At 64.3% G+C, this 25,593-nt stretch carries 21 protein-coding genes; 9 read left to right on the top strand and 12 right to left on the bottom strand.

Features of this window, described 5'->3' with window-relative positions:
* Nucleotides 1-2 precede the first annotated feature (2 nt).
* Together ACRECX_RS06285 and ACRECX_RS06280 are read left to right on the top strand one after the other, a co-directional pair.
* Entirely contained in the window at nt 3-923 is a 921-nt protein-coding gene (locus ACRECX_RS06285; RefSeq protein WP_431557965.1) for a cation diffusion facilitator family transporter, read from the top strand.
* Entirely contained in the window at nt 920-2,551 is a 1,632-nt protein-coding gene (locus ACRECX_RS06280) for an ABC transporter ATP-binding protein (RefSeq protein WP_431557964.1), read from the top strand. Before ACRECX_RS06285 ends, ACRECX_RS06280 begins: the two co-directional genes overlap by 4 nt.
* 130 nt (nt 2,552-2,681) lie before the next feature.
* Here ACRECX_RS06280 and ACRECX_RS06275 read toward each other — a convergent pair whose 3' ends face one another.
* Both ACRECX_RS06275 and ACRECX_RS06270 read right to left on the bottom strand, forming a co-directional pair.
* Nucleotides 2,682-3,581, bottom strand: a complete 900-nt coding sequence (locus ACRECX_RS06275) for an NlpC/P60 family protein (RefSeq protein WP_431557963.1) — start codon at nt 3,579-3,581, stop codon at nt 2,682-2,684.
* Nucleotides 3,578-4,984, bottom strand: coding sequence for a leucyl aminopeptidase family protein (locus ACRECX_RS06270; protein WP_431557989.1), 1,407 nt, complete (start codon nt 4,982-4,984; stop codon nt 3,578-3,580). The genes ACRECX_RS06275 and ACRECX_RS06270 overlap by 4 nt, the downstream gene beginning before the upstream one ends.
* A gap of 71 nt (nt 4,985-5,055) precedes the next feature.
* Between ACRECX_RS06270 and ACRECX_RS06265 the strand changes: the two genes are divergently transcribed.
* Together ACRECX_RS06265 and ACRECX_RS06260 are read left to right on the top strand one after the other, a co-directional pair.
* Complete coding sequence (locus ACRECX_RS06265; RefSeq protein WP_431557962.1) at nt 5,056-5,748, top strand: glutathione S-transferase family protein; 693 nt, start codon at nt 5,056-5,058, stop codon at nt 5,746-5,748.
* Nucleotides 5,749-5,869: 121 nt separating this feature from the next.
* Nucleotides 5,870-6,919, top strand: a complete 1,050-nt coding sequence (locus tag ACRECX_RS06260) for a tetratricopeptide repeat protein (RefSeq protein ID WP_431557961.1) — start codon at nt 5,870-5,872, stop codon at nt 6,917-6,919.
* 102 nt (nt 6,920-7,021) lie between these two features.
* On the opposite strand, the gene ACRECX_RS06255 is transcribed toward ACRECX_RS06260, so the two are convergent.
* The 8 genes from ACRECX_RS06255 to ACRECX_RS06220 form a co-directional block, all read right to left on the bottom strand.
* Nucleotides 7,022-7,999: a type II secretion system F family protein gene (locus ACRECX_RS06255; protein WP_431557960.1), complete on the bottom strand. Its 978-nt coding sequence runs from the start codon at nt 7,997-7,999 to the stop codon at nt 7,022-7,024.
* A 9-nt stretch (nt 8,000-8,008) separates the two neighbouring features.
* Nucleotides 8,009-9,001, bottom strand: a complete 993-nt coding sequence (locus tag ACRECX_RS06250; protein ID WP_431557959.1) for a type II secretion system F family protein — start codon at nt 8,999-9,001, stop codon at nt 8,009-8,011.
* Nucleotides 8,988-10,523, bottom strand: a complete 1,536-nt coding sequence (locus ACRECX_RS06245; RefSeq protein ID WP_431557958.1) for a CpaF family protein — start codon at nt 10,521-10,523, stop codon at nt 8,988-8,990. Before ACRECX_RS06245 ends, ACRECX_RS06250 begins: the two co-directional genes overlap by 14 nt.
* A 9-nt stretch (nt 10,524-10,532) precedes the next feature.
* Entirely contained in the window at nt 10,533-11,843 is a 1,311-nt protein-coding gene (locus tag ACRECX_RS06240) for an AAA family ATPase (RefSeq protein WP_431557957.1), read from the bottom strand.
* On the bottom strand, nt 11,843-12,604 hold the full coding sequence (locus ACRECX_RS06235) for a CpaD family pilus assembly protein (protein ID WP_431557956.1): 762 nt from the start codon (nt 12,602-12,604) through the stop codon (nt 11,843-11,845). Before ACRECX_RS06235 ends, ACRECX_RS06240 begins: the two co-directional genes overlap by 1 nt.
* Nucleotides 12,605-12,625: 21 nt before the next feature.
* A complete protein-coding gene (locus tag ACRECX_RS06230) occupies nt 12,626-14,212 on the bottom strand; it encodes a type II and III secretion system protein family protein (protein WP_431557955.1) in 1,587 nt (528 codons plus the stop codon).
* A 44-nt stretch (nt 14,213-14,256) separates the two neighbouring features.
* Complete coding sequence (gene cpaB / locus ACRECX_RS06225) at nt 14,257-15,045, bottom strand: Flp pilus assembly protein CpaB (RefSeq protein WP_431557954.1); 789 nt, start codon at nt 15,043-15,045, stop codon at nt 14,257-14,259.
* A gap of 193 nt (nt 15,046-15,238) precedes the next feature.
* Entirely contained in the window at nt 15,239-15,745 is a 507-nt protein-coding gene (locus ACRECX_RS06220; protein ID WP_431557953.1) for an A24 family peptidase, read from the bottom strand.
* Nucleotides 15,746-15,988: 243 nt separating this feature from the next.
* On the opposite strand from ACRECX_RS06220, the gene ACRECX_RS06215 reads away from it, so the two are divergent.
* Nucleotides 15,989-16,483, top strand: coding sequence for a pilus assembly protein N-terminal domain-containing protein (locus ACRECX_RS06215; RefSeq protein ID WP_431557952.1), 495 nt, complete (start codon nt 15,989-15,991; stop codon nt 16,481-16,483).
* An 86-nt stretch (nt 16,484-16,569) separates the two neighbouring features.
* On the opposite strand, the gene ACRECX_RS06210 is transcribed toward ACRECX_RS06215, so the two are convergent.
* On the bottom strand, nt 16,570-18,072 hold the full coding sequence (locus ACRECX_RS06210) for a pilus assembly protein TadG-related protein (RefSeq protein ID WP_431557951.1): 1,503 nt from the start codon (nt 18,070-18,072) through the stop codon (nt 16,570-16,572).
* A 242-nt stretch (nt 18,073-18,314) separates the two neighbouring features.
* On the opposite strand from ACRECX_RS06210, the gene ACRECX_RS06205 reads away from it, so the two are divergent.
* A complete protein-coding gene (locus tag ACRECX_RS06205; RefSeq protein WP_431557950.1) occupies nt 18,315-18,926 on the top strand; it encodes a TadE/TadG family type IV pilus assembly protein in 612 nt (203 codons plus the stop codon).
* Between the two features lie 11 nt (nt 18,927-18,937).
* Nucleotides 18,938-19,507, top strand: a complete 570-nt coding sequence (locus ACRECX_RS06200; RefSeq protein ID WP_431557949.1) for a TadE/TadG family type IV pilus assembly protein — start codon at nt 18,938-18,940, stop codon at nt 19,505-19,507.
* Between the two features lie 167 nt (nt 19,508-19,674).
* Here the strand turns inward: ACRECX_RS06200 and rimO are convergent, their stop codons facing one another.
* The gene (gene rimO / locus ACRECX_RS06195) at nt 19,675-21,051 is read right to left on the bottom strand and encodes a 30S ribosomal protein S12 methylthiotransferase RimO (RefSeq protein ID WP_431557948.1); all 1,377 of its coding nucleotides are present in this window, start codon (nt 21,049-21,051) and stop codon (nt 19,675-19,677) included.
* A 167-nt stretch (nt 21,052-21,218) separates the two neighbouring features.
* On the opposite strand from rimO, the gene ACRECX_RS06190 reads away from it, so the two are divergent.
* The gene (locus tag ACRECX_RS06190; RefSeq protein ID WP_431557947.1) at nt 21,219-21,833 is read left to right on the top strand and encodes an invasion associated locus B family protein; all 615 of its coding nucleotides are present in this window, start codon (nt 21,219-21,221) and stop codon (nt 21,831-21,833) included.
* A gap of 191 nt (nt 21,834-22,024) precedes the next feature.
* Nucleotides 22,025-25,396 carry an autotransporter outer membrane beta-barrel domain-containing protein gene (locus ACRECX_RS06185; RefSeq protein ID WP_431557946.1) on the top strand — a complete coding sequence of 1,124 codons (3,372 nt, stop codon included), beginning with the start codon at nt 22,025-22,027 and terminating at the stop codon, nt 25,394-25,396.
* Nucleotides 25,397-25,593 lie beyond the last annotated feature (197 nt).

Below are 25,593 nucleotides of genomic sequence, written 5' to 3'. Positions count from 1 at the left end.
GGATGCACGGTTCGCACGACCATAGTAGCGGCTCCGACGAAGTCCACGCCAACAACGAACGGCGCATGGGGCTCGCGGCACTGCTCACCGGCGGCTTCATGTTCGCCGAGGTGGTGGGTGGGATTATTGCAGGGTCGCTGGCGCTGCTCGCCGACGCCGGCCATATGCTCACGGACTTTGCGTCGCTGGCGCTCGCCTGGTTCGCCTTCCGCCTGGCGCGGCGCCCGGCGGACTGGAAACGCACCTATGGCTTCGACCGCTTCCAGGTGCTGGTCGCCTTCGCCAATGGGCTGACGTTGTTCGCCATCGCCGCGTGGATCGTCTACGAGGCGATCGAACGGCTCGGGGCCGGCGCGCCGCATGTCTCGGGCGGCATCATGGTGGTCGTGGCGAGCGCCGGTCTGCTGGTGAATATCGCCGCGTTCTGGCTGCTCCGGGGCGCCGACCGGGAGAACCTCAATGTGCGCGGCGCCGCCATCCATGTGCTCGGCGACCTTCTGGGGTCCGTGGCAGCGCTCGTCGCCGGCGCGGTGATCCTGCTCACCGGCTGGACGCCCATCGATCCCCTGCTGTCGCTCGTGGTCGCCGCGATCATCGTGCGGAGCGGCTGGCAGGTGGTGACGGCCTCGAGCCATATCCTCCTCGAAGGCGCGCCGCAGGAGCTCGACACGCGGGAGATCGGTCCCGATCTGATCGCCAACGTGAGCGGCGTGGAAGGGGTTCACCACGTGCATGTGTGGTCGATCACGCAGTCGCGGCGCATGGTGACCTTGCACGCCAAGGTCTGCGATACCGAAGATTCCGATCTGATGGTGCAGGGCATAAAGGCTCGGCTCAAGGAGCGTTTTGGCCTCGATCACGCCACGATCGAGATCGAGCGCGCTGCTTGCGCCGACGAACCGGCTAAACGGGCCAAGGCATGACCGATCAACCCCTCGTCTCCGTCGAAGATTTGTCCGTCGATTTCGGCGCGGGCGACAGTGCCGTCCACGCGGTCAAGAAGGTGTCATTCGACATCGGCGAGGCCGAGACCGTGGCGCTCGTCGGCGAGTCCGGGTCGGGCAAGACGGTCACGGCGCTGTCGATCCTGAAGCTCCTGCCCTACCCCGCGGCATCGCACCCGTCAGGCGCGATAAGATTCAAGGGCGAGAATTTGCTCGCGCTGCCGCTCGACGGTCTGCGGCACGTGCGCGGCAACAAGATCTCGATGATCTTCCAGGAGCCGATGACTTCGCTCAACCCGCTGCACACCATCGAGCAGCAAATCACCGAGGTGCTGAAGATCCACATGGGCCTGTCGGGCGCGCCTGCCCGGGCCCGGGTGATCGATCTTCTCACCAAGGTCGGCATCGACGATCCCAAGGGCCGGCTCGCCTCCTATCCGCACCAGCTCTCCGGCGGCCAGCGGCAGCGCGTGATGATCGCCATGGCGCTCGCCAACGAGCCGGACCTGCTCATCGCCGACGAGCCGACCACGGCGCTCGACGTCACCATCCAGGCGCAGATCCTCCAGCTCCTGCTCGACCTCAAGGCCGAATTCAACATGGCGATGCTGCTGATCACCCACGATCTCGGCATCGTGCGCAAGATGGCCGACCGGGTGTGCGTCATGAACAGCGGCGAGATCGTCGAGCGTGGGCAGACGCGCGAGGTGTTCGCCAAGCCACAGCACCCCTACACGAAGCATCTGATCGCGTCCGAGCCAAAGGGCTCGCCGCCGCCGGCCAACGCCGGCGCCAAGGTCATCCTCAAAACCGACGATCTGCGCGTGTGGTTTCCTATCAAACGCGGCTTCTTGCGCAGCACCGTCGGCTACATCAAGGCGGTCGACGGTATCGATCTCGAAGTCAAAGAAGGACAAACGCTCGGCGTAGTGGGCGAGTCAGGGTCCGGCAAGACGACGCTCGGGCTGGCGCTGCTCAGACTAATCTCGAGCGAGGGACCTATCGTTTATCTCGGCAACCGAATCGACGGCTACGATTCGAAGCGCATGCGCCCCTTGCGCCGTGACTTGCAGATCGTGTTCCAGGATCCTTACGGCTCGCTCAGCCCACGCCTCTCGGTCGGCCAGATCATCGAGGAGGGACTGAATATCCAGAACCCCGGGCTTCCCCGGGCCGAACGCGAGGCGCGGGTGGCCCGGGCGCTGAAGGAGGTTGGGCTCGATCCCTTAGCCCGCGACCGCTACCCGCACGAATTCTCCGGCGGCCAGCGCCAGCGTATCGCTATCGCCAGGGCGCTCGTGCTCGAGCCGAAGTTTCTCATTCTCGATGAGCCGACGTCGGCGCTCGATGTGTCGGTGCAGGCGCAAATCGTCGATCTCCTGCGCGAGCTACAGCGCCGCCACAAGCTCGCTTATCTCTTCATCAGCCACGATCTCAAGGTGGTGCGCGCGCTCGCCAATTCCATCATCGTGCTTAGGCACGGCAAGGTGGTGGAGCAAGGCACGGCGCAAACCGTGTTCGCCAAGCCGAAGACCGACTACACCAAGGCGCTGCTCGCCGCCGCCTTCGAGCTCGAGGCGACAGACGGGTCCGTGGTCTCGACGTAAAGCCCGCCGCTGCGAGTGGTTGGAACCAAGCGCCGGTCCTCACGTTTGTACCTTGCACAATGGAGGACAGGACGATGCGAGGCGTTCTTTTGTGGCTGATTGGGATTCCGATTCCCATTATCATTCTGCTCTACCTTTTTGGCGTCCTCTGACCTGATCGCGCCGACGCCGAGATTCGCGGCAAGCGCCGCACACTAGTCACCTCAAAACCGGCCACCTTGATGCGCTCCTTCGCTTCGGCGAAGGGCTCGCGCTGGACGGCCATATGGTGGGCATTGGCATGGAGGATGGTCCTCGGACTCGTCATGATGCCGACATGGCCTTCCCAGAACACGAGGTCGCCGCGCCGTAACGCCGCTCCCTCGCGCCAGGCGACGACGCGGCCTGCCTCAATCGCCTGCATATCGGCGTCGCGCGGCAGGCGATGGCCGGTCGCCTCGGCGGCGAGTTGGACGAGCCCCGAGCAATCGAGACCGACGCTGGTGCGCCCGCCCCACAGATACGGCGTGCCGAGAAAAGCCTCCGCAACGGCGACGAAGTCGGATGCAACCTCCCCGACGGGCCGCGCGTGTTGGGCGTAGAGGAAGCCGCCGTTTTGCAGTTGGAGGAACCTTCCCTGCTCCTCGGCCATGGCGACGCCGGCGTTCAGACTGAGCATCGCCAGCGGCGGGGATTTGGTGTCCGGCTCGGGAAACACATAGGTGCGCAGCACAGAGACGCGATGGGTCAGCGGCGTGATGACCGGGACCAGCCCATCGCTCGGCATGTACCCAACATAGGAATCGCGGTCGAGCTGCACCCAGGCCCACCCTTCCCGCTCCTCATAGACCGTCAAGGTCTCACCGAGCAGCGCTTCGGTATCGAGCGTCGAATCGAAACGCGGCTCGCGCCGCAACGGCAGCGACGGCGCCGCTACCTGACGCGGCTCGCCCTCTGCGTAGCGCTCGGCCTTGATGATGCCACGCAAAGCCTCGGCGGCGAGATCGGGCCGATAGGCATGGCGGCGCGGGTCGAGCTTGGATTTGGTCACGTCGAGCCGAGCTCTTGCCGAAAGAACTGGTAGAGCGCGCGGGCAGCTTGCGGCTCGCCGCCTTGCGGGCGGCCGGGCTGGTCGCGCGGCACCCAGGCATAGATGTCAAGATGGGCGAAGCGCTTGGCGTCCTTGACGAAGCGCTTGAGGAACAAGGCCGCCGTCACCGACCCGGCGAAAGGGCCGTCGGAAATGTGGCTGAGGTCGGCGACAGAACTCTTGAGCAGCTTGTCGTACGGTGCCCAGAACGGCATGCGCCACAAATGATCGCCGACGGCGCTCGCGCAGGTGAGGAGCTTCGCGGCGAAATCCTCGTCGTCGGTATAGAGCGGCGGCAGCTCGGGGCCGAGGGCCACCCTGGCGGCGCCGGTCAACGTGGCGAGCGTGATGAGATAGTCCGGCGCCTCCTCGTCGGCGAGGCTGATGGCGTCGGCGAGCACGAGGCGACCTTCGGCATCGGTGTTGCCGATCTCGACCGTCATGCCGTTGCGGCTCGCCAGCACGTCGCCAGGCCGGAACGAATTCCCGGAGATGGCATTCTCGGCGGCGGGAATCAGCACGCGGAGCCGCAACGGCAGCTTTGCCCGCATGACGAGAAGTGCGAAAGCGAGCGCCGAGGCCGCGCCCCCCATGTCCTTCTTCATCAGCCCCATGGCACTCGACGACTTGATGTCGAGGCCGCCGGTGTCGAAGCAGATGCCCTTGCCGACCACGGTCACCTTCGGGGCGTGATCGGAGCCCCAGCGTAGATCGATGAGGCGCGGCGGCCGGTCGCTCGCGCGGCCTACCGCATGGATCATGGGAAAGTTGTCCGATAGCAGGCTCGAACCCTCGGTGACCTTGACGCTCGCGCCGAACGTATTGGCAAGCTCGCGCGCGGCGGCCTCGAGCTCGGCGGGCCCGAGGTCGTTGGCCGGCGTGTTGATGAGATCACGGCCGAAGTAAAGCGCCTCGGCGAGCGCCAGGACCTGCTCCCGGCTTGCGCCTTCGGGCAGAACGAGGCGTCGCACCTCCTTGTCGTCGTTGGACTTGTAGCGGCTGAAGCGATAGGAGCCGGCGAGGAAGCCGAGCGCAGCGAGCTCGGGGTCGGGAGGCGGCGAGGAGAAGCGATAATCGCCAGGCGGTAGCGCGCCAGGCAGAGCGCCGGTAAGCAAAGCCGCTTCTGTCATCCCTCCCACCCCACCGGTGGCGAGCAGCACCTCGGCGATGCCCGCTTCCGCATCGGGCAGGATGAGGACGGCTCCCTGCTTCGGCTTCCAGCCGCGTACCTCGACGAACCGCCGCGACATGTCGTCGAGTCCGGCAAGGTCATTCTCCGTGGCAATAAGCCTGATGGGAACGGTTTCGGCGGCAGGTCCGAGGAGGAGGCCGTCGAGATGGCGGCGCGTGGTCTCGAGCGTCATCGCTTTGGTGGGCATGGAGAATCCGGGAGCTTCTTGATGCGACCGCGCATTAATGGCAGGGGAGCAGAAGCATGACAATGGCGGAAGGCGCTACGATGGCGAACACGGACTACATCATCGTGATCGGCGACAAGAACTACTCGTCGTGGAGCTTGCGGCCGTGGCTCGCGCTCAAGCACTGCGGCGTGCCCTTCACCGAGGAACGCATCAGGCTCCGCCAGCCGGATAGCAAGGCGGAGATATTGCGCAACTCGCCGTCCGGCAAGGTGCCCGTGCTCAAGACGAAGGCCGGCCTCGTTTGGGACAGCCTCGCTATCTTTGAGTACCTCGCCGAGCAGCACCCTGAAGCCGGTCTTTGGCCCTCGGATCAGGAAGCGCGCGCCGCCGCGCGGTCGATCTCGGCCGAGATGCATGCGGGCTTCGTCACCTTGCGTAACGACATGCCTATGGACCTCTTGTCGCGGCTCCCGGCGCCTCCTCTGAGCCCGGCGCTTGAAGCCGATATTGCGCGCGTCGTGGCGATCTGGACGGAGGCGAGACACCGAGCGGCCGATCGAGGCCCATTCCTGTTCGGTGCCTTCTCCAACGCGGACGCCATGTACGCGCCGGTGGCGACCCGGTTCCGCACCTATGGGGTCGATCTTGGCCCCTTCGGCGACGACGGCTCGGCGGCGGCCTATGTCGACACCATCTTCGCCATGCCGGCCATGGCCGAATGGACGAGGGGCGCCGAGGCCGAGATGCGGGCACGAGCCGGCACCTGAGCGGCCGCAGGTTAAGAGCCTATCCATCATGGTTAATACTTTTTTGACGCCTGTCTCACATCATGACGGCAATGAAACCCGGACAGCCGGCCGCTCGCGCCGGTTAAGGATTGCTTAAGGTATGGCACACGCTTTCCGCCCACGCCGTTCCATGGTCCTTGCCCTACTCGCCACCACGGCGGCGGCGTCGCTGCTTGGCGCGTGCAGCCAGACGGGAAAGCTGTTCTCGCGCGACAGCGGCTCCGAGGCAGTCCAGATGACCGCCGCGGAGGCGGCAGGCGCCACCTCGAAATGGGCGGCCGCCTACTCCAAGAACCCGCAAGACCCGGAAATGGCCCTCGGCTACGCCAAGACCTTGCGAGCAATCGGCTCCAAGGACCGGTCGCTTGAAATTCTGAAAACGGCTTACCGGGCCAACCCCAACAATGGCGAGGTCGCGGCTGAGCTCGGCCGCGTCGCCCTCGACATGGGGCGGCTCGACATCGCCGCGCACGCGCTGAAATCAGCCGAGTCGCAAAGCGTCACCGACTGGAAGACGCTGTCGGCGCAAGGCACTTTGCACGCCAGAAAGGGGCAGCATGGCGAGGCCCAGCAATATTTCCTCGCGGCGTTGCAACAGAAACCGGACTCGGTCTCCGTGATCAACAATTTGGCGCTCTCCTACGCGCTCGACGGCAAGGCGGCGGAGTCCGAGGAGCTGTTGAAGAAAGCGGTCGCGAGCGGAAACGAGGACCAGCGGGTCCGCCAGAACCTCGCCCTCGTGCTTGGCCTACAGGGCAAGTTCGACGAGGCGCGGCAGGTCGCCGCCGTCGACATGACGGAAGCTCAGGCGAAATCAAGCATGGCGTATTTGCGCAACATGCTGTCCTCGCCGACGCAGGTCGCAGAGGCCGCGTCCGCGACGCCAAGCAACGCACAGGCTTCCGCTGAGGATTGGTCGCCGTTCGCTTCCAACGCGGCCGATAAAGAGGCGCCCAAGGTCCAGACCGCCGCTAACGCCGCGCCGGCCCCGCAGCCGCCGAAGGTGCAAATGGTGACGCCGGTCGACGAAATCGAACCCGCCAAAATCGCCCAAGCGCAGACGGCGAAGGCGCCCGGGCAAAAGTCCTCGGCCAAGCCTGCCGCGCCGACTCAGATCGCGCCCGCCAATCTGCTCAGAGCAGGCCAGTAGTCGCCGGAAATGAGAAGTCAGAAGTCGGATAAGCGTTCCGACTTTCCGATTTGACTTCCGATTTGACTTCCGATTTCTGACTTCCGACTTCTTATTTTCCGATCAGCCGCGCATGGCCATAAACTGCATCGCCGCCGGTCCAAGGATGACGATGAACAGCACGGGCAGAAAGAACAGGATCATTGGCACGGTGAGCTTGGGCGGCAGCGCCGCAGCCTTCTTCTCGGCCTCCGCCATGCGCATGTCGCGGCTTTCTTTCGCCAGTACCCGCAAGGCCTGGCTGATCGCCGTGCCATAGCGCTCTGCCTGGATGAGGCTCGTGCCGACGGCTTTCACCACCGCAATCCCGGTGCGCTTGCCGAGGTTCTCGTACGCCTGCCGCCGCTCCTGAAGATAGGACAGTTCGGCCGTGGTGAGGCTGAATTCCTCTGCGAGCTCGATCGAGCGGGAACCGATCTCGCTCGCCACCTTGTTCATCGCTGCTTCGACCGACATGCCTGCCTGGACGCAGATCAGGAGCAGGTCGAGCGCGTCGGGGAAGACCCGCTTGATGGACTTCTGCCGGCGCTGAATGAGATTCGAAATGAAGATATTGGGAAAATAGAAGCCGAGATAGGCGCCGCCGATGGACAGGCCGAGGCGCACGATGGGCGCCAGCCCGAAGTCATCGATGAAGAACAGATAAAAGAAGACGATGGCGAAGCCGAACGGCGGCAGGATGGCCCGGAAAAAGAGGAAGGCCACGACCGGCGCCTGGCCGCGGAAGCCGGCCATCTTAAGGCGCTCGCGCGTGCCCTCGGTCTCCAGGGCCTTGCGCAGATTGAGCTGCTCGACCACCTGCTTCATGAAGCTCTTCGGCTCCCGCCTAAGCTTCGCCTGACGCTGTTCCTCGGCGAAGTTGGCCAAGCGCTCGGCGCGCAGGCGCTCGCGTTCGCTCGCCACATATTTCATGCGTGCGTCGAGACGGTTGCCGGTCAAGAGCGGCAGCACGAAGGAGGCAACGGTGGCGAACGCGGCGACCGCCGCCAACACCATGACCACGAATTGCGGGTCGAGCAGATACTGGATGAGTGTGGACATGGGAGGCGCCTAGTAGTCGAAGTTGATCATCTTGCGCATGACGAGGATGCCGAGGAGCATCCAGGCCGCGCCCGCGGCGAGCATCATCTGGCCGAGCTTTTCGGTCCACAGCAGCGAGATGTAGTCGGGTGAGGTGACATAGACGATGCCCATCACGAGAGGGGGCAACGCGCCGATGATCATGGCGGAGGCCTTGGCCTCGGCGCTGAACGACTTCACCTTGGCCTGCAGGCGATACCGGTCGCGCAGGACTTGCGACAGATTGGACAGCGCCTCGGCCAGGTTACCGCCGGTCTGCGCCTGGATCGCCACGACGATGGCGAAGAAGTTCACTTCTTGTAGCGGCATGCGGTCCGACATGCGCTCGAAGGCGCGCGACAGCGGCACGCCGACCTTTTGCTGTTCAACCAGATCGACGAACTCGCTACGGACGGGCTCCGGTGTTTCGCTTGCGATCACCTGGAGGCAATCGGTGAGCGGCAGACCGGACTTGATGCCGCGCACAATGATGTCGATGGCATTGGCGAACTCGGTGAGGAACTTGGCTTGGCGTAACTTGAGTCGCCGCGACACGTACCAGCGCGGCAGGCCGAAGCCGCACGCGATGGCGGCGAGCAGCGAGATCAGCGGCGAGGAGCCGGTCGCGAGCACGATGAAGCCGCCGAGAAGGCCGGTGGCCGCGCAAAGCATGTAATAGACACGCGGCCTGATGTTGATGCCGGCGCGCATGAGCTTGGTCCGGAGCGAGATGCGCTTTTTCGCCTTTTGCTTCGCCTCGATGTCGCGGATGGTGTCCTGCACCTGCTTGCGGCGCATCTGCAGGGGTTGCGGCACGCCGATCCTGGTGCGCGCCCGCGTCTGGCCCTGAGCGACGGTGGCGACCCGCTTGCTCACTTTGCGCTCGTCGCTGAGATACGGCATGACCAGCACGTAGACGATGCCGCCGACGGACAGAGCGGCGAGCGCGATGGCGGCCAGCTGGACGATTTCAGGGCTGAGCATAGCGTTCTCCCAGTGGGCGCCCATGCTCGTCTTGCACTTCGCCCGCCGATAGAACCTCGGTCAGCCGCTTGTCCTCGCCAAAATAGCGCGCCTTCTCGTAGAAATAGGGCCGCGCGATGCCGGTGGTACGATGCCGGCCGCTAACGCGGCCGTTGGCATCCTCGCCGAACACATCGTAGACGAAGAGATCTTGCAAGGTGACGACGTCGCCCTCGAGACCGACCACCTCGGTGACGTGGGTGATTTTGCGCGTGCCGTCACGCATGCGCGCGGCCTGAATGATGATGTCCACCGACGAGGTGATCATTTCCCGGATGGTCTTGCCGGGAAGGTTGTAGCCGCCCATGAGGATCATGCTCTCGAGACGGCTGAGGCACTCGCGCGGCGAGTTGGAGTGCAGCGTACCCATCGAGCCGTCGTGACCAGTGTTCATGGCCTGAAGCAGATCGAAGGCCTCAGGTCCGCGCACTTCGCCGACGATGATACGGTCAGGACGCATACGCAGGCAGTTCCTGACGAGATCGCGCATGGTGACCTCGCCCTCGCCCTCGAGGTTCGGCGGTCGCGTCTCCAAACGCACGACATGCGGCTGCTGGAGTTGCAGCTCGGCGGAGTCCTCGCAGGTGATGACGCGCTCGTCGGGCTCGATGTAGGCAGTCATGCAGTTCAGCAGGGTCGTCTTGCCCGAGCCCGTGCCGCCGGAGATGACGACGTTGCACCGGACACGGCCGATGATGGCGAGAAGCGTACGGCCCTCAGGGCTGACCGAGCCCATCTTGACCAGCTGATCGAGCGTGAGCCGGTCCTTCTTGAATTTGCGGATGGTGAGCGTGGGGCCGTCGATGGCGAGCGGCGGCGCAATTACGTTGACGCGGCTGCCGTCGGGAAGGCGCGCATCGCAGATCGGGCTCGACTCGTCGACGCGGCGGCCGACCTGGCTGACGATGCGCTGGCAGATATTCATCAACTGCGCGTTGTCGGCAAAGCGGATCGGCGCTGGCTCCACCTTGCCGTTCACCTCGATATAGGTGATGTCGGCGCCGTTGACCATGATGTCGGCGATGTCGTCGCGGGCGAGCAGAGGCTCAAGCGGCCCGTATCCGAGCACGTCGTTGCAGATATCCTCGAGCAGCTCTTCCTGCTCGGCGATCGACATCACCACGTTCTTGATGGCGACGATCTCGCCGACGATGTCGCGGATCTCTTCGCGCGCCGCGTCGGGATCGAGCTTGGCGAGCTGTGTCAGGTCGATCGTGTCGATGAGCGCGTTAAAGACGGTCGTCTTGACGTCGTAGTACTCCTCCGAGCGGACGCGCTCGACGGGCTTGCGCTCGGTCTTAACCGTTGGCGGCGGCGGGGGCTGCGGCGCCGCGCGGGGCGCGGGCGGCGAACCTTCGGCTTGGCCGTTTTGGTGCGAAGCCGACGCCGCACCGTGCCCGTCGAGGCGCGGCGGCTCCGGCGCCGGCCCCGGCTCGGGACGCGGGGCGGGTGCAGGTGAAGTCGTACTCCGTTTGCCGAACATGGTCCTTCGCTAAGCGCGCGCTTTGGTTAGCCTGAGCCGGCCAAGAAGGGGGCCGAGCAGCGACTGGCGCTCATTCTTCTGCTCGGATCGGTCGGTGAGCAAATTGACCAAGCTACGAAAGGCGTCCGCCGCCTTCGACTTGTCCGAGACTTCCTCGATCATCTGGCCGTTATTGGCCGCCGCGCCGAACAGCTGTGCATCGAAGTCGATGACGATCTTCGGCTCCAGTTCGATGGCGTGGCCGAAATCCTTGACGGAGATCTCTGGCCGCTTCGGCAGGCCGACTTGGTTGAGCACGAGGAGCGGCGGGCGATCGTTGGGGCGCGCGGCCTTGAGTTGATCGACCATGTTCTTGGTGTTGCGCAGGCTGGCGAGGTCGGGCATCGCCGTGAGCACGACATGGTCGGCCTTGAGTACGGCCTCCTTGGCCCAGGCGGTCCACAGATGCGGGACGTCGACGGCGACCCACGGCACGTTCTCCCGCACGACATCGAGCACCGTCTCGCAGGCGCTTGGATCGACGTCATAGGGCCGGTCGAGCGAGGTCGGCGCGGCGAACAAGCTCAAATGATCGGAGCACCGCGACAGCAGCCGGTCGAGCAGAACCTCGTCGAGGCGCTGAGGCGAGGCCAAGGCGTCGGCGATCCCTTGTAACGGGTCCTGATTGAAATCGAGCCCTGCAGTGCCGAACGGCAGGTCGAGATCGGCGATGACAACGTCGCTCTGCAGCATGCCGGCGATGGTGAATGCCGTGTTGTGACAGACCGTGCTGGACCCGGCGCCGCCCTTGGCGCCGACAAAGGCGATGACCTGGCCCACGGGTCCCGTTTCCGGATCGGTATAGATCGTCGAAATGCTCTCGATGACCTGCAACACCTTCACCGGCGCCACCACATACTCGCTGACGCCGCGGCGCAGCAGCTCACGGTAGAGCAGCACGTCGTTGACGTGGCCAATGGCGATCACCTTGGTGCCTGCGTCGCAGACCTCGGCGAGCCGCTCGAGGTCGGAGAGCATCTCCTTTCGGTCGAGCAGGGACTCGATGATGATCAGGTTTGGCGTCTGCGCGTTGCGGTAGAAGGCAGTCGCGGCTTCCACGCCGCCCATCTGCACCGTGACGTGGGCCTTGGCGAGACGCCGGTCCTCGGACGCCTTTTGGATGATCGCGGCGGTCTCCTGGTCCTCGCAGAAGGCCTGGATGTTGACGCGCGGGATCGGCCGCGCGCGCGGCTCCTCGGCTGCTGCGGGCTCGTGCTCACGCCCGCCGGGTGCATCGCTCTCGGCAGTCGAGACTCGCGAGTATGCCGCGTCGCCGATCATCAATTTGCTCCTTCTGGAGCGATTTCGCTGGCGGTGGCACGCTCAGGCAGAGGCCGATCGTCCGGAGACCATTTGGACCCGGTCGACTCGCCGGCAACGTACTTCTTCCACACCACGTCGCGGCGCTCGCTCGGGCGCGGGCTTTCGCCCCGTGGCCCCAGGAAATCCTGAGGATCGGCGACCATGGCGGCAAGGTTCTTCTGCATGGCGCAGCCCATATTCGGCCACGGCAAGTTCTGCGGATCGCGGGCGAGGTTCTCCGACCAATCGGGGCAGTCCGGGCCTTCGGCGACATATTCCAGATAGGACAGCCGGAGCGGCGCCGCCGGATCCCACTTGGCGAAGTAGGGCTCGAGCAGAACTTCGTTCGGGCTAATGCCGACGCGGCGCATGGCGTGGCGTACGTCCTCATAGGCGCGCTTGGCGGCTTTCTCGTTGGCGCTGCCCGTCGGCACCCTGATGATCAGGCTCGCGGAGGCGCGCTCCCGATAGCCGGTGAGATAGGCGTAGAGTTGGCCCCATTGCTCGCGGCTCAGGCCCTGCGAGCGGCTCGACACGGCAAGGTCGAGCAACGCCTCGCCCTGCTTGACGGCAATCGGATGTCGTTCATAGCCGTTGGAAAGGGTAAACGGCGCCTGCATCCGCGGGCTGCTTTGCCAACACCCCCCTGCCGGCACCGCGATCATCAGCACCGCGAGCAGACTGATCGCGGGCCGCGCGGCGCGCACGAGGATCGGCGATCCTTGTAGTGCTGATGCCATGATACTCTTCCCCTCCATCCCCTACTCGACGATAAAGCCGACGTCCCCGGTGAAGTTGCCAATCGGGGCACGCTCGGGGTCGCGGCCGTAAATGCGGTTCATCTGTCCCATCAGGTCCGAGTTCACGTCGGAAGCCCAGGCGAAGCCATCATCGGGCAGCGCCAGTTGCTGGCGCGCCGCAGGCTTGACGACATAGGGCGTGACCAGGACGACGAGCTCGGTTTCATTCTTCAAGAAGTCGCGGCTGCGGAACAGGGTGCCGATGACAGGGAGGTTCTTGAGCCCCGGGTAGCCGCTCATGGCCTGCTTCGATTGATCCGAGAGCAGGCCGGCGATCACCAGGGAGCCGCCGCTCGGAAGCTCGACCACGGTCTCGGCGCGGCGCACTTTCAGCGCCGGGATGGTGATGAAGTTCAACACGACGGCGCCTTCGTTGGTGAGCTCGCTCACCTCGGTGGAAATCTTGAGGCTGATGAGCCCCTCCGACATGACCACCGGCGTAAACGCCAGGCCGATGCCGAACTTCTTGAACTCGACCGAGATCTGGAAGTTGTCCTGGGAGACCGGGATCGGGAACTCGCCGCCAGCGAGGAAATTCGCCGTCTCGCCGGAGATGGCGGTGAGGTTCGGCTCGGCGAGCGTGTGGATCAAGCCGTCCTGCTCGAGCGCACGCAGCACGCTCTGGACGCGGTTGTTCTCTGTTTGCCAATTCACACCGAGGACGGCGTTGCTGCCCGCTGCACCCGGTGGGAAGAAACCACTGTTAAGCCCCGGACTGTTCGGCAGAAATGGCGCGGCTTCGCCGATCGCGCCCGCGGCGGAGCTGAACGGGAAGGGCAGGCTCGACAGCGCCGCGAAGGCGAAGTTGCCCGAGTTCACCAGCGCGGCGAGATCGACACCGAATTGCTTGATGATGTTGCGCTGCATCTCCACCACCGAGACCTTGAGCAGGACCTGCTCGCGGCCCTCCACCGTGATCATGTTGATGATCTTGCCGCCTTCGGTCGCGCCGACAGGGGTGGTAGTCGAGCTGCTTTGAGTCGCGCCACCAGCGCCTGCGGTGCTGCTCCCTTGGGTCACGCTCCCCGCCGGTCGCCCCTCGGCCACGAAGGCTTCGGCGATCTCCGCCGCCCGCGTGGCGTCGATCGGCGTTGGGACGCGCCCGGTGAGGACGATGCTCCCATTGATCGACTCGACGTGAACCTGAGCGCCGGGAACGAGCCGGGCGATGAGGCCGCTCAATGCAGAGAAGTCGCGCTCGATCATGACTTCTAGGATGGCGATGTGTTCGCCGTTTTGATCAATGAACAGGATATTTGCCTCGCCGGCCTCCTTGCCGATCAGAAAGGCGCGCCTGGCGCTCTGCATCACGGCGTCGACCTGCTTCGGGTTGGATACCATCACCTCGCGCACGTCGCGCGGCAGCTCGACGATCATCGACTTGTTGAGACCGAGCTTGATCTGGCGCGGGCCGCCCTCGTTCGGCGCCACGCGCAGGAGCGAGTAGTGCTGCGCCAGGCCCGTTCCCGGCGCGACGGCGGAGAAGCCGAAGGCTAGGACGGCAAGCGCGACCAGCGCGGCCAGGGTTTGAAGGAGAGAGCGACGCATCCAGTTGCCTTTTCGATTATGGAGCCTGCCATCGGTTCGCATCTTCAGTTGACGCCAAAGGTACGAGACGGCACGCCGTATTTGAGAATCTTGACCGAACCTGAATTATTGTCGCCGATGTTCGCCGTCGGCTCCTGTCCAGGGACGGAGTCGGCGAGGCTGCGCAAGGAGAGCGAGATCTCGCCCATGGATTGGGCGAGCGCCAGGACCTCCGCCTGACGCGGGGTCAGCTCGAGCGTGGCGGTCTTGCCGGTGGCGACCTTCTCGCCGTCCTTGTTCTCGAGCGCCTGACCGATGGCGAGCACGCGCACATTGCGCAGCACCGCCTCGCTGACGGGCTCTTCCTTGTCGCCGATGCGCATTTTGTAGGAGAGAATGACGTCGACCCGGTCGTTGGGGAGAATGAAGCCGCCGGCCGCGGTCTCCTCGCGGATCGGAGTCGAGATGGCGCGCATGCCCGAAGGCAGGATGGCGGCCATCACGCCGCCCTCGGAAATCTTGATCAGCTTCTGTTCCTTGATGGGCTCGCCGACGATGAACGGCGCGCGGGCGACGGCGCCGGACAGATCGGCCGCCGCGTTGGGTTGGGCGTCCTTGGTGATCAAGCCCGGGGTGACGCCTTCGACCGGCCATTGCTGCCACTTGAAGTCCTCGGCGCGGACGGAATCGCCGAGATTGATGTCCGTGGCGGCGACCAGAACGTCCGTCGCGCCTACGGTTTTCTCGACTTGTTGGACCTCTCGGGGACCCGAGACGATCGCCCGCGCGATCCACGCCGCGGCCAAAGCTGCGGTGATAGCGATGGCGAGGACGATCACTCTTGCTCGCTTCATGACGGATTTCTCTCTTTTGAACGCCCCACGTCCCGCGAAGTTGAGATTCACTGTGACGGCGAAATCTCAACGCGAAGTTAATGGACGTGCCAAATTGGCTGTCGGCCGGGCCTTTCGTGGCCGAAAAAGCACAGTCGCGGGAGCCCCCGGGGAGGCCGGCCCAGGGCTTAACAAATAGCGAAAAGGGGGACGATCAGGCGCCGAGCGCCGCCATGAACGGCGTCTTGGGATAGACGAGGAGCCCGGCCGCCGCCAGGGCGATGCCGTAGGGCACCCCCTCCTTGGCGTCATGCAGCCTGACGAGCCAGCCCTGCGAGTTGAGCATGGCCGGGAGCGGTACGCCCCGCAAGAACAGGATCAGCAGCGTGAGCGCCCCGCCGATCAGGGCGGCGTAGATGGCGTAGACCAGGATCCCTCCTGGCCCGAGCCAGAGGCACGTGGCGGCGAACAGCTTGGCGTCGCCGCCGCCGATCCAACCGAAGGAGAACATGGCGAAAGTGACCACGAGGGCGCCGATGGCGAGCGCGACGTGTAGCCCGATATCGGCCCAGCCGAGGCCGACCAGTGGCGCCAGTACGGCGAAGCCCACAACCAGGAGGAGCGCGATGCGGTTCGGCACCGTCATGGTGAAAAGGTCGGTCGCCGCGGCGAGCGCCATGCCGGCCGGAAAGATCGTGACGATGAGAAGATCGGTGATCATCTGCCCTTTGCCTCCCCCGCCCCGCCCTTCTCCGGGCAAGTTCTGAACGCGCGCGTTACCTTGAGGCGCCGTTGCTATCAGCCGCGGAGCGGCCACGTCCTGAAGGGTAGCCGAGGCGGCGTTACGCGCGGGTTAAACCCGCAGCGCCGAACCCCGCCGATTTGCCAATCCTTCATCTTTTGCGGGTGAGATGAAGCGGACGGACTTCCTCGCATTCAGTTCAGCGTAAGGGGTAGGGCGCCAATGGTTTTCCGGTTCCGCCCGGAGCGGCCGCGCCGCGGGCTCATTCTGGCTACGGTTCTTGCCGCCGGCGCAAGCCAGACTGCGGCAGCCGCAGATAAAGACATCCAAGTCCTGATGGATCAGGCCACACTGGTGCGCCTCGAGCGGCCGATCGCGGAGATCGTGGTCGGCAATCCCTCCATCGCCGATGTCGCCGTGCAGAACAGCACCGGGCTCGTGCTCACCGGCAAGTCGTTCGGCGAGACAAATCTCATTGTGCTGGACGCGGAGGGCAAGGTGATCATCAGCCGGCGGGTCGTCGTGGCGGAGCCAAGCGGCGGATATGTAACGGTTTACCGTGGTGCGGAGCGTCAGACCCTGCACTGCTCCCCGAACTGCGAGACGCCGCTGGTGATTGGCGACTCGCCCGGCTATTTCGAGACGTTGGCCAAGGAAATCAAAAGCAAGCAGGCGATTGGCCAGTCCTCTGCCGAAGGCGACAAGCAGACCGAATAACGCGCAATTTGGCGCATTCGGCGCGGGATTTGGCGCGTTCGGCGCGGGATTTGGCGCGCCCGGGCGAGTTTCTGCGCGCCATCCTCCTATTGCGCGATGCGCAGCTCGCCGAGGCCTTGGGCGATGTCCGAGAAAACCGTCGCCAGCTGCTCGTTGGACGGCGAGTTGTAGTACATGTCCGGCTTGGTGGCGCAGTTCTTCAAAAGGTTCTGCGTCGTCGAGCTGTTGAGCTGGAAGCCGATCGTATAGATCTGGATACCCTTCGCCTTCACGTTGCTGCACACGGTGGCGAGCTTGCTGTTCAGAGTCGATGTGGCGTTGCTGCCGCTCTTGTTGCCGAGATGATCCTCGCTGGCGTAGCCGAAGGCGCTATAAGACGATCCGTTGTGGTTGCCGTTGCCGCCGCCGACGTAGTTTTCGCCGTCGGTGAGCAACACGATCGCCTTGACCCATTTTTCGTCGTCATAAGGCTTGCCGCCGGTGAACGGCTCATTGGGCGACAACACCCGCCAGCCCCATAGCAGCCCTGCCGGGATCACCGTGTTGCCCTTGGGCTGCAATTCCTCGATCGCCGAGATCACCTGACCCTGATTGTTGGTCAGGGGCGTGATGGCACGAGGCGGACAGTTCAGGTCAGGTCCCTTCGAGGAGCTGTTGACAGTGGCGTTGTCGTATTTGCCGGTAAAGCGCTGGCACGCGTTTGGCTTCCTCTTCCACGACTGACTCGTACCGCAATCACCATCGTCGATATAGTTGTTGCCGTAATAATCGCCGTCGTCGTGGTCGTCGTCGGGCTCATCCGGCGCGAGATAGGGCGCAAACAGCGAGTCCCCCGAGCTCGGCGTGGCGTCGGTGAGCTCGTAGGCGCTGCCGTCCCGCTCGCGCACGCATCCTTCCCATTTGCGGTTCTTCAGATCGTCGTAGAGATCGAAGACCTTAACCCCGGACTTGAAATCCTCCCAGGCGACATCCGACTTCGCGTTCTTGTCGATCCAGCTCTCGTTCTTTTTGTCGGAACCGACATTCACGGCCGCGGCGAAGGGCACCACAGAGATCTTCAAGCTGTCGGAGGTCGACTTACCCTTGAACAGATCTTGTACCATCTTCTTGGCCGCGTTCTGCATCGCCGACATCTTGCCGCCGGAATCCATCGAGCCCGTGGTATCGAGCACGAGCGCGAGCTCGATGTTGCGTTCTCTCTTGGTGACCTTGGTGGTGGCGCCGACATCGACCGAGTTGATGTTGGCGAGCTTCATGAAGGTGGTCGGCACCGATCCGGAAACGGAGACGAAGATGTCGTCGCCGGAAAGGCTCACATTGATCGCACCCGCACTGCCAAGCTCGGACGGTGGATAATTGGCGGTGAAGAACTGCTGGGCCTTCACCTTCAACTCCGCCTCGCTGAGCCCCGGCCACGAGCCGATGGCAAGCGCGGCGGCATCAGCCGCGTCCCCCATGTGGCTGCGCACGGTGAGCGCCCGCCCGTAGTCGATGGCGACGCCGACACCAAGGACGATGGGAATGATGGCAAGCCCGAACAGGACCGCGACATTGCCCTTCTCGTTCCGGCAAAGAAGCCGAACACCCAACCTCATTGCTTGAAGCATGCGACACCTTCCGCCTGTTGCCGGGAGGCCCGTCCTTCGGACGTGTACCCCTATCCCGGCCCTGGACTTTAGTAGAGTAGAAAGTTCTTACGTTTCGTAGCCCGATTTATTCAAATGAGTTCTTGATTTTAATAAAATAGTATTACCTAAATCTTTACCCTATTTCAGTTTGACATGAAGTATTAAGGAGTTATTAAGCTAGAGGTCTATAAAGCCTATAGGTCATGAAATCAGGCGCAGCCATACAAAGACTTGTAAACAAGGCGGCGCGCCGCCTGACCTGCACCATGAATTTCAGCCGTTTCTTCAAAGACCAATCCGGGGCCTCCGCCCTCGAGTTTGCCCTGGTTGCGACGCCTCTGATCCTCCTCCTGCTCGCCGTCCTGCAAGTCGGCATCGTCTATTTCTCCAATTTCACGCTGGAGGGCGCGACCGAGCGCGGTGCGCGGTTGATCCGCACCGGGCAGGCGCAGAACCAGGGTTTCGACGCGGCGAAGTTCAAGAGCGAAGTCTGCAAGCACTTGAGCGCGCCGCTCACTTGCGCCGACCTCAAGCTCGACGTGCGCAGTTACCCAAGTTTCGCCGGCGCGGCCTCGGACCTGACCGACCCGATGGGGTCGGACGGTCAGATGAAGTCGGACTTCAGCTACAATCCGGGCAACGGCGGCGACGTCGTCGTCGTCAGAGCGTTCTATCCCCTCGACATCGGATCGGTGCTGCCGGCGGAGATCAGCCTCTCCAACATGGACAGCGGCGGCCGGCTTCTGGTCGCCACCGCTGCGTTCCGCAACGAGCCCTTCGCCGGCACCGGCTCCTCCGGCAGATCGAGCAACTAGGCGGCAGAACCGTGCCCTTGCATCGAACACCGAACGTGTCGTCACTCGGCCGCCTGCTGCGCGACAAGCGCGGCGTGTCAGCGCTCGAATTCGCCCTGATTCTCCCCGCGCTGCTCATGCTTTACGTCGGCGCCGTGGAGATCGGCAACGCGCTCACCATCTACCGGCGCACCTCGCAAGTGGCTGCGACGGCGGCGGACCTCACCGCTCAGGTGAAGCAAGTCACCAAGTCAGACGTTAAGGACATTCAGGCTGCGGCGGGCAGCATCCTCACGCCTTACTCGACGGAACCGCTCAAGATCGTCCTCACCAGCGTGGTCGCCGACAGCAACAATCAAGGCAAGGTGGACTGGAGCTGTGCGAACAAGGGCGGCGGCTACGCCAAGAATTCGTCTTACGCGCTGCCGGCCGGTTTGACCGAGCCGGACTCCAGCGTGGTCGTCGCCGAGATCACCTATTCCTTCACGCCGCTGCTCGGGCTGACCTCGATCTTCAGTCCCGGCGCGTTCGACATGGAGCGCACGTTCTACACACGGCCGCGCCGGAGCCTGAAAGTCGAGAAGACCGACACCGGGTGTTAGGCTGCTCGCGCTTGCACATTCGCCTTGTCATGCCCGCGAAAGCGGGCATCCAGTAATCACAGTCGTTCGTGACATCGGGTGGTGGTGATTACTGGATCGCCCGGCCCTTCGCCCGCCGAAGGCTCGTCGCAGAGTCATCCCGCTTGATGCTTCGGGCCGCAGGCGGGTCAAGCCGGGCGATGACAAGTGTTGGTGAGTGAGGACTCAGCAATGCCGACAGGGGTGGCCCAGAGGTCGTATTCGCTCGCGGCGTCGACGGCGACCATCAGGCGGTCGCCGGGCTCAAGTCCATCGACGTAGTTTAGAAAGACATTGCCGTCGATCTCCGGCGCGTCCCAGTGGGAGCGGGCGATCGCGCCCTCCGCGTCGACCTTGTCCACCATCACCTCGATGGTCTTGCCGACGCGCGTGGCGAGCACTTGTTCGCTGATCGCCTGCTGATGCGCCATGAGCCGCGCGTAGCGCTCCGCCTTCACCTCCTCGGGCACCTGGCCGGCAAGCGCGTTGGCGGGAGCGCCGTCGACATCTTCGTATTTGAAGCAGCCGACCCGGGCGAGCCTCGCCTCGCTCAGCCAGTCGAGCAGATGGGCGAAATCGTCCCCGGTCTCGCCGGGGAAGCCGACGATGAAGGTCGAGCGGATGGCAAGGTCAGGACACACCTCGCGCCATTTGGCGATGCGTTGCAGGGTCTTCTCCTGCTGGGCCGGACGGCGCATGGCCTTTAGCACCGTTGGGCTCGCATGCTGGAAGGGAACATCGAGATAAGGCAGCACGCGTCCCTCGGCCATCAGCGGCAGCACGCGGTCGACGTGCGGATAGGGATAGACATAATGGAGCCGCACCCACACGCCCAAGCTGCCGAGCGCTGCGGCGAGATCGGCGAAGCGCGCTTCGTAACCGCGGCCACGCCACTCGCTTGCCGCGTGGCCGAGATCGAGCCCATAGGCACTCGTGTCCTGAGAGATGACGAGAAGCTCCTGCACGCCGGCGGCGACCAGGCGCTCCGCCTCGCGCATCACGTCGGCGAGGGGCCGGCTCGCAAGCGGGCCGCGCAAATGCGGAATGATGCAGAAGCTGCAGGCGTGATTGCAGCCTTCGGAGATCTTCAGATAGGCGTAGTGGCGCGGCGTCAGGCGCACGCCTTGCGGCGGCACGAGATCGAGGAAGGGATCGTGCAGCCGCGGCACGGCCTTGTGCACCTCCTCGACCACCGCTTCGTATTGCTGCGGCCCGGTGATGGCGAGCACACCGGGATGACGCGCTCTGATGCGGTCGGCCTCGACGCCCAGACAGCCGGTGACGATAACCTTGCCGTTCTCCGCCAACGCCTCGCCGATGGCCTGGAGCGATTCCTCCTTGGCGCTGTTGAGGAAGCCGCAGGTATTGACCACGACCGCGTCGGCGCCGGCGTAGTTGGGCGACAGTTCGTAGCCCTCGGCGCGCAGCCGCGTGATGATGCGCTCTGAATCGACGAGCGCCTTGGGGCAGCCAAGGCTGACAAAGCCGATTTTCGGCGCGGCGGTCTTTGCGGGAACGTCGCTCATGGACGCCGCTTATAGGCGAGAGAAGGCTTGGGTGGCAAACCGCCGCAGCTTGGCCGCCCCTCACCCGGTTTGCCCGAGCAGGCTCGGGCGAACCAACCCTCTCCCACGGGGGAGAGGGGAAAAGGCGGCGCTTTGCCGAAACACGCGTGCGGCTCTATAGAGGGGGCATGCGTTCAGCCCGCGTTTTCAGGACCTGCGTCCTCGCCCTCTGTCTTGCCGCCTTCACCCAAGGCGCGCTCGCGCAGGAGGGCGGCAATTCGAGCGCGGCGAAGAAGAAGGCCCCGGCGCCTGCCGCGCAAGGGACTACAGCCGCTGCGCCTCAAGCCGCCAAGCCGCCGGCGGCAAAGGTGGCGGGAAGCTTCGGCGGTTGGACGCTGCTCTGCGGCAAGGAAGGCGAGGACACCGAGGAGCGCTGCTCGCTGGTGATGCCGCTTGTCGAGAAGGAAACGCAAAAGCTCGTATTCCGGGTGATCGTCACTTACGGGCCGCAAGGCAATCTCGTGCTCAGGGTCGACGGCCCGACCGGGGTGGCGCTCCAGCGCGGCGTCGAATTCTCCCCCGATACCAAGAAGATCTACCGCATGGCGTTCCAGACCTGCCTGCCCATGGGCTGCAAGGCGCTGCTGCTCATTTCCGACGACCTCAAGAAGGAACTGGCGGCGGCGACGCAGGGCGCCATCACAGTCTATGCGCTGAACGGCACCCCGGTGCAGACGGTCGCCGCGCTAGACGGCTTCGCCCAGGCCCTGGCCGCCCTCGACAAGCATCGCGCCGGCCAGTAACGGCCAAGTCTTGGGGGAGTTTTTCGCGTATTTTGGCTGTTTTGCAGGCACTGTTGCCCGCCTGCACTAGTGCATCCCCGATCCGGCCTGCGAAACTATGATTGCAAACTTCGGGAGCGTGGCCGCTCCACTCAATGGGGGCTGTTTTGGCAGGGGGCCGGCATAAACCGGGACGACCCTTCATTACCCGTGTGGCCGGGAGGCCCAAACGCGCGCACGGAACTCAACCCCAGTCCCTCCCCCGCCTCGCTCGCGCCGACCGCAAGGCGCTGCTGCTCGGCACGGCGCTCGCCTCGACCTTGCTTGTCGGCAGCCTGCTCGCGCCCACGCCGGCGGCTGCCGTGGTGAACTGTCCGGTCGGGACGTTTCCGCCACCGGGCCCGATCGCCATCGTCAACCCCGGGGACAGCATCGTCTGTGTCAATGTCGTGAACCGCAACGACGGCGGCACCGGCGCCGTCATCGACCTGGAAACGAACGGTAACGGCGAATTCATCGATCTCTTCAACAGCGGCAGGCTGACCGCCAACGACGCTGGCGATGCCTTCGGTATCTTGACGGTTACTCAGGGCGCCAGCAGCCCCACCCGGATCGAGAACAGCGCCGGCATCACGGCGACCTCCACCGGTGACAGGGCCTTTGGCATTCTCTCCGATAGTTACGGCAGCTCCAGCCCGACCACGATCATCAACAGCGGCGATGTCAGGGCAAGAGGCGCCGAGGAGAGTTACGGTCTCCGGATCTATACGGGCGGCACATCGAGCCCTATCAGCATCGTCAACAGCGGCGATCTTTCGGCAATCAGCGCCAACGATTTCGCCTACGGTATTTTCGCCCACACCATGGGGACGAATAGCTTTCTGAGCATCAAGAACAGCGGCGATATCGACGCCGAGGGGATTCTTGCTTACGGCATCCTCGCCCGCACCACCGACGACGGCAGCGCCATCGAGATCGTGGAGAAGGCAGCCATCACGGCGACCGGCATTTTTATCGCCGATGGAATCCTCGCGCAAAGCTACGGCGACAACAGCAGCATCTCGATCAAGAATGCGAGCCACATTACGGCGACTGCAGGATCTTCCGCCTACGGGATCTCCGCGCGTACCTTTGGCGACAGCAGCAGCATCTCGATCAACAATTCGAGCCACATTACGGCAACCGCGGGCGGTCTCTATGCCGCCGGCATCCAGGCGATTGCCTTCGGCGGCAACAGCAGCATCTCGATCGTGAACAAGGGCGACATCGCCGCCGAGACGGCTTTCCTGGCCTACGGCATCAGGGCGCTCACCTTCAGTCCCGGCAGCGGCATCGACATCGTGAGCGGCGGCAACGTCACGGCGACGTCCTACCTTGCCGCAGGCATCGTCAGCGAGACGTACGCCGCCAACAGCCCCATCAACCTCACCAATAAGGGCAACGTCACCTCAACGGGCACGCTCAACGCCGACGGCCTCGGCGCCCGCACCTACGGAACCAACAGTCCGATCAGCATCAAGAACAGCGGCGACGTCGTGGTCACCGCGCCGGTCGAGGCGCGCGGTATCGTCGCGGCGGGCGCTTTCTTGCCGGTGTATAACGCGGTGACGATCAACAACAGCGGCAACGTGGTCACCAAGGGGCGGTATTCGTACGGCGTCTTCGCCTTCACCGCCGGGACGCCGAACAACCCGATCACCATCGTCAATAGCGGGCGGATCAACGCCAAGGGCCGGGGCAACGGCGCTGCTTTCGGTATATTTGCCGGCACGTACACGCCCGGGAGCCCGATCCTCATCCAGAACTCGGGCAAGATCACCGGCAGGGACGCCGGCCTGCACATCCACGCCTATAGCAACGCCGGGGCGACCATCGTCAATTCGGGCCAGCTCACCGCCAAGTCGCTGCGGGCGATCGACGCCCACGGCCCTGGCGACATCAGCATTTTCAATACCGGCACGATCACCGGCTTCGTCGTCCTTGACGCCGACGACAAATTCATCAACCAGGCGGGGGGCACCTTCGAGGCGCGGCGGAGGAGCAATTTCGGCGATGGCGACGGCTTGGGCGACAACGATCTATTCCGCAACGAGCGCGGCGGCACGGTGCACACCGCCGACAATCCCAATTCGACCGCCTTCACGCGGTTCGTGAATTTGGAGCGGTTCGAGAACAAGGGGCTGATCTCGCTGGTCGACGGCGGGACTGGCGATGTGTTCCAGATCTCGAACACGGTGGGGGGCACCGATCTCGACTTCGCTGCGTCCGGCGCTTCGACCTTGGCGGTCGATGCGTTTCTCGGCGGGCCAGGCTCGACGGCCGACAATTTCATCATCGAGGGCAATGTCTCGGGCACGACGGCCGTCCAAGTGAACAATCTCAACACCGGACCGGGCGTGTTCAACCCGGACGGCATTCCGGTGGTGTTCGTCACCGGCAAGACACCCAACCCGGACGCATTCTTCCTGCCGGAGCCGATCAGCACTGGCTTCTTCGACTACGATCTGTTCTTCGAGCCCACCGGAAGCGGCTTCTGGGATTTGCGCAGCTTCCCGGGTGGCGGCGCGCTGCTCCTACCGCAGCTCGTCACCGCGGCGCAGGACATCTGGCACCAGGGCTCGTCCACCTGGTTCGACCGCACCGCCGATTTGCGGGTGCTGCTCGCCGGCGGCGTGGCGCCGGCCTACGACCCGAGCGCCAAATATGCCGACTATGCCGGCGCGCCGCCTGGTCCAGGCATAACTCCGGCGACTTGGGTGCGCGGCTCAGGCGCCTGGCTCGATCGCGACGATACCGAGACGACGACGGCGTTCGGCCGCACTTATCGCTTCGATCTATCCCGCGACCTCGAGATCATGGACTTCCAGATGGGGCTCGATCTCGGCAAGCGGGATCTTCTGTCTCCGGGCGACATTCTCGTGTTCGGGGTGCTCGGCGGGTTCGTCGAGGCGAGCCTCGACTATAATTCAATCGTGCGCGAGTTCGACTTCAACGGCGGCCAGGTCGGCGCTTACGCGACGTATCTCAAGGGCGGACTGTTCGTCGACACCTTGCTGAACGCACATCTCTACGAGCTTGACGCCAACGGCACCTTAGGCTTCCCGAACAGCGACCTCGACGCCTCGACCATCGGCCTCAGGACCGACACGGGCTACCGGTTCGGCTCGTTCAGCGGCGGCGCCTTCCTTGAGCCGCTCGCCACCATCGAGGTGCTGTGGGCCGACATCGACGGGTTCTCCTTCGCCGGCAACACCGTCTCCTTCGACGACGAGGCCAATGTGCGCGGCCGCTTAGGCCTTCGCGCCGGCACCACTATGCAGGCGTGGGAGGGCACGATCATGGAGCCGTTCGTCATCGGCAGTGTGTGGGGCAATTTCACGGACGACAATCAGGCGACGCTTGTCTCCACCGGCACCACGTTCCGCTTCCAAGACGATCTCGACGATGTCTGGGGCGAGGTGTCCGCCGGCGTGAACTTCTTCAATCCCTCGGCCACCACGGCGGTGTTCGCCAAGGTCGACGTGACGTTCGGCGACGACGTCGAGGGCGTCGGCGGCAAAGCCGGCATGCGGGTCGCCTGGTAGCTCTTCTCCCTCCCCCTGAAAGGGGGAGGTCGGCGCGCTCCTTGCGCGCCGGGTGGGGGTTCCCTTAACAGCACCCGACCCTTGACCCCCACCCTGCCTGTTCCGCTTCGCGCGACAGGCGTCCCTCCCCCTTGCAGGGGGAGGGAGATCACCGCCGCCTATCTTGAGCCGCAACTTCCCGACTATACTCGGCGCTT

The organism is Methyloceanibacter sp. (assembly GCF_050726195.1).
Taxonomy (GTDB): Bacteria; Pseudomonadota; Alphaproteobacteria; order Rhizobiales; family Methyloligellaceae; genus Methyloceanibacter.
Note: the sequence above shows the minus strand (reverse complement) of the source record. Positions and strands in the feature narration are given on the sequence as shown.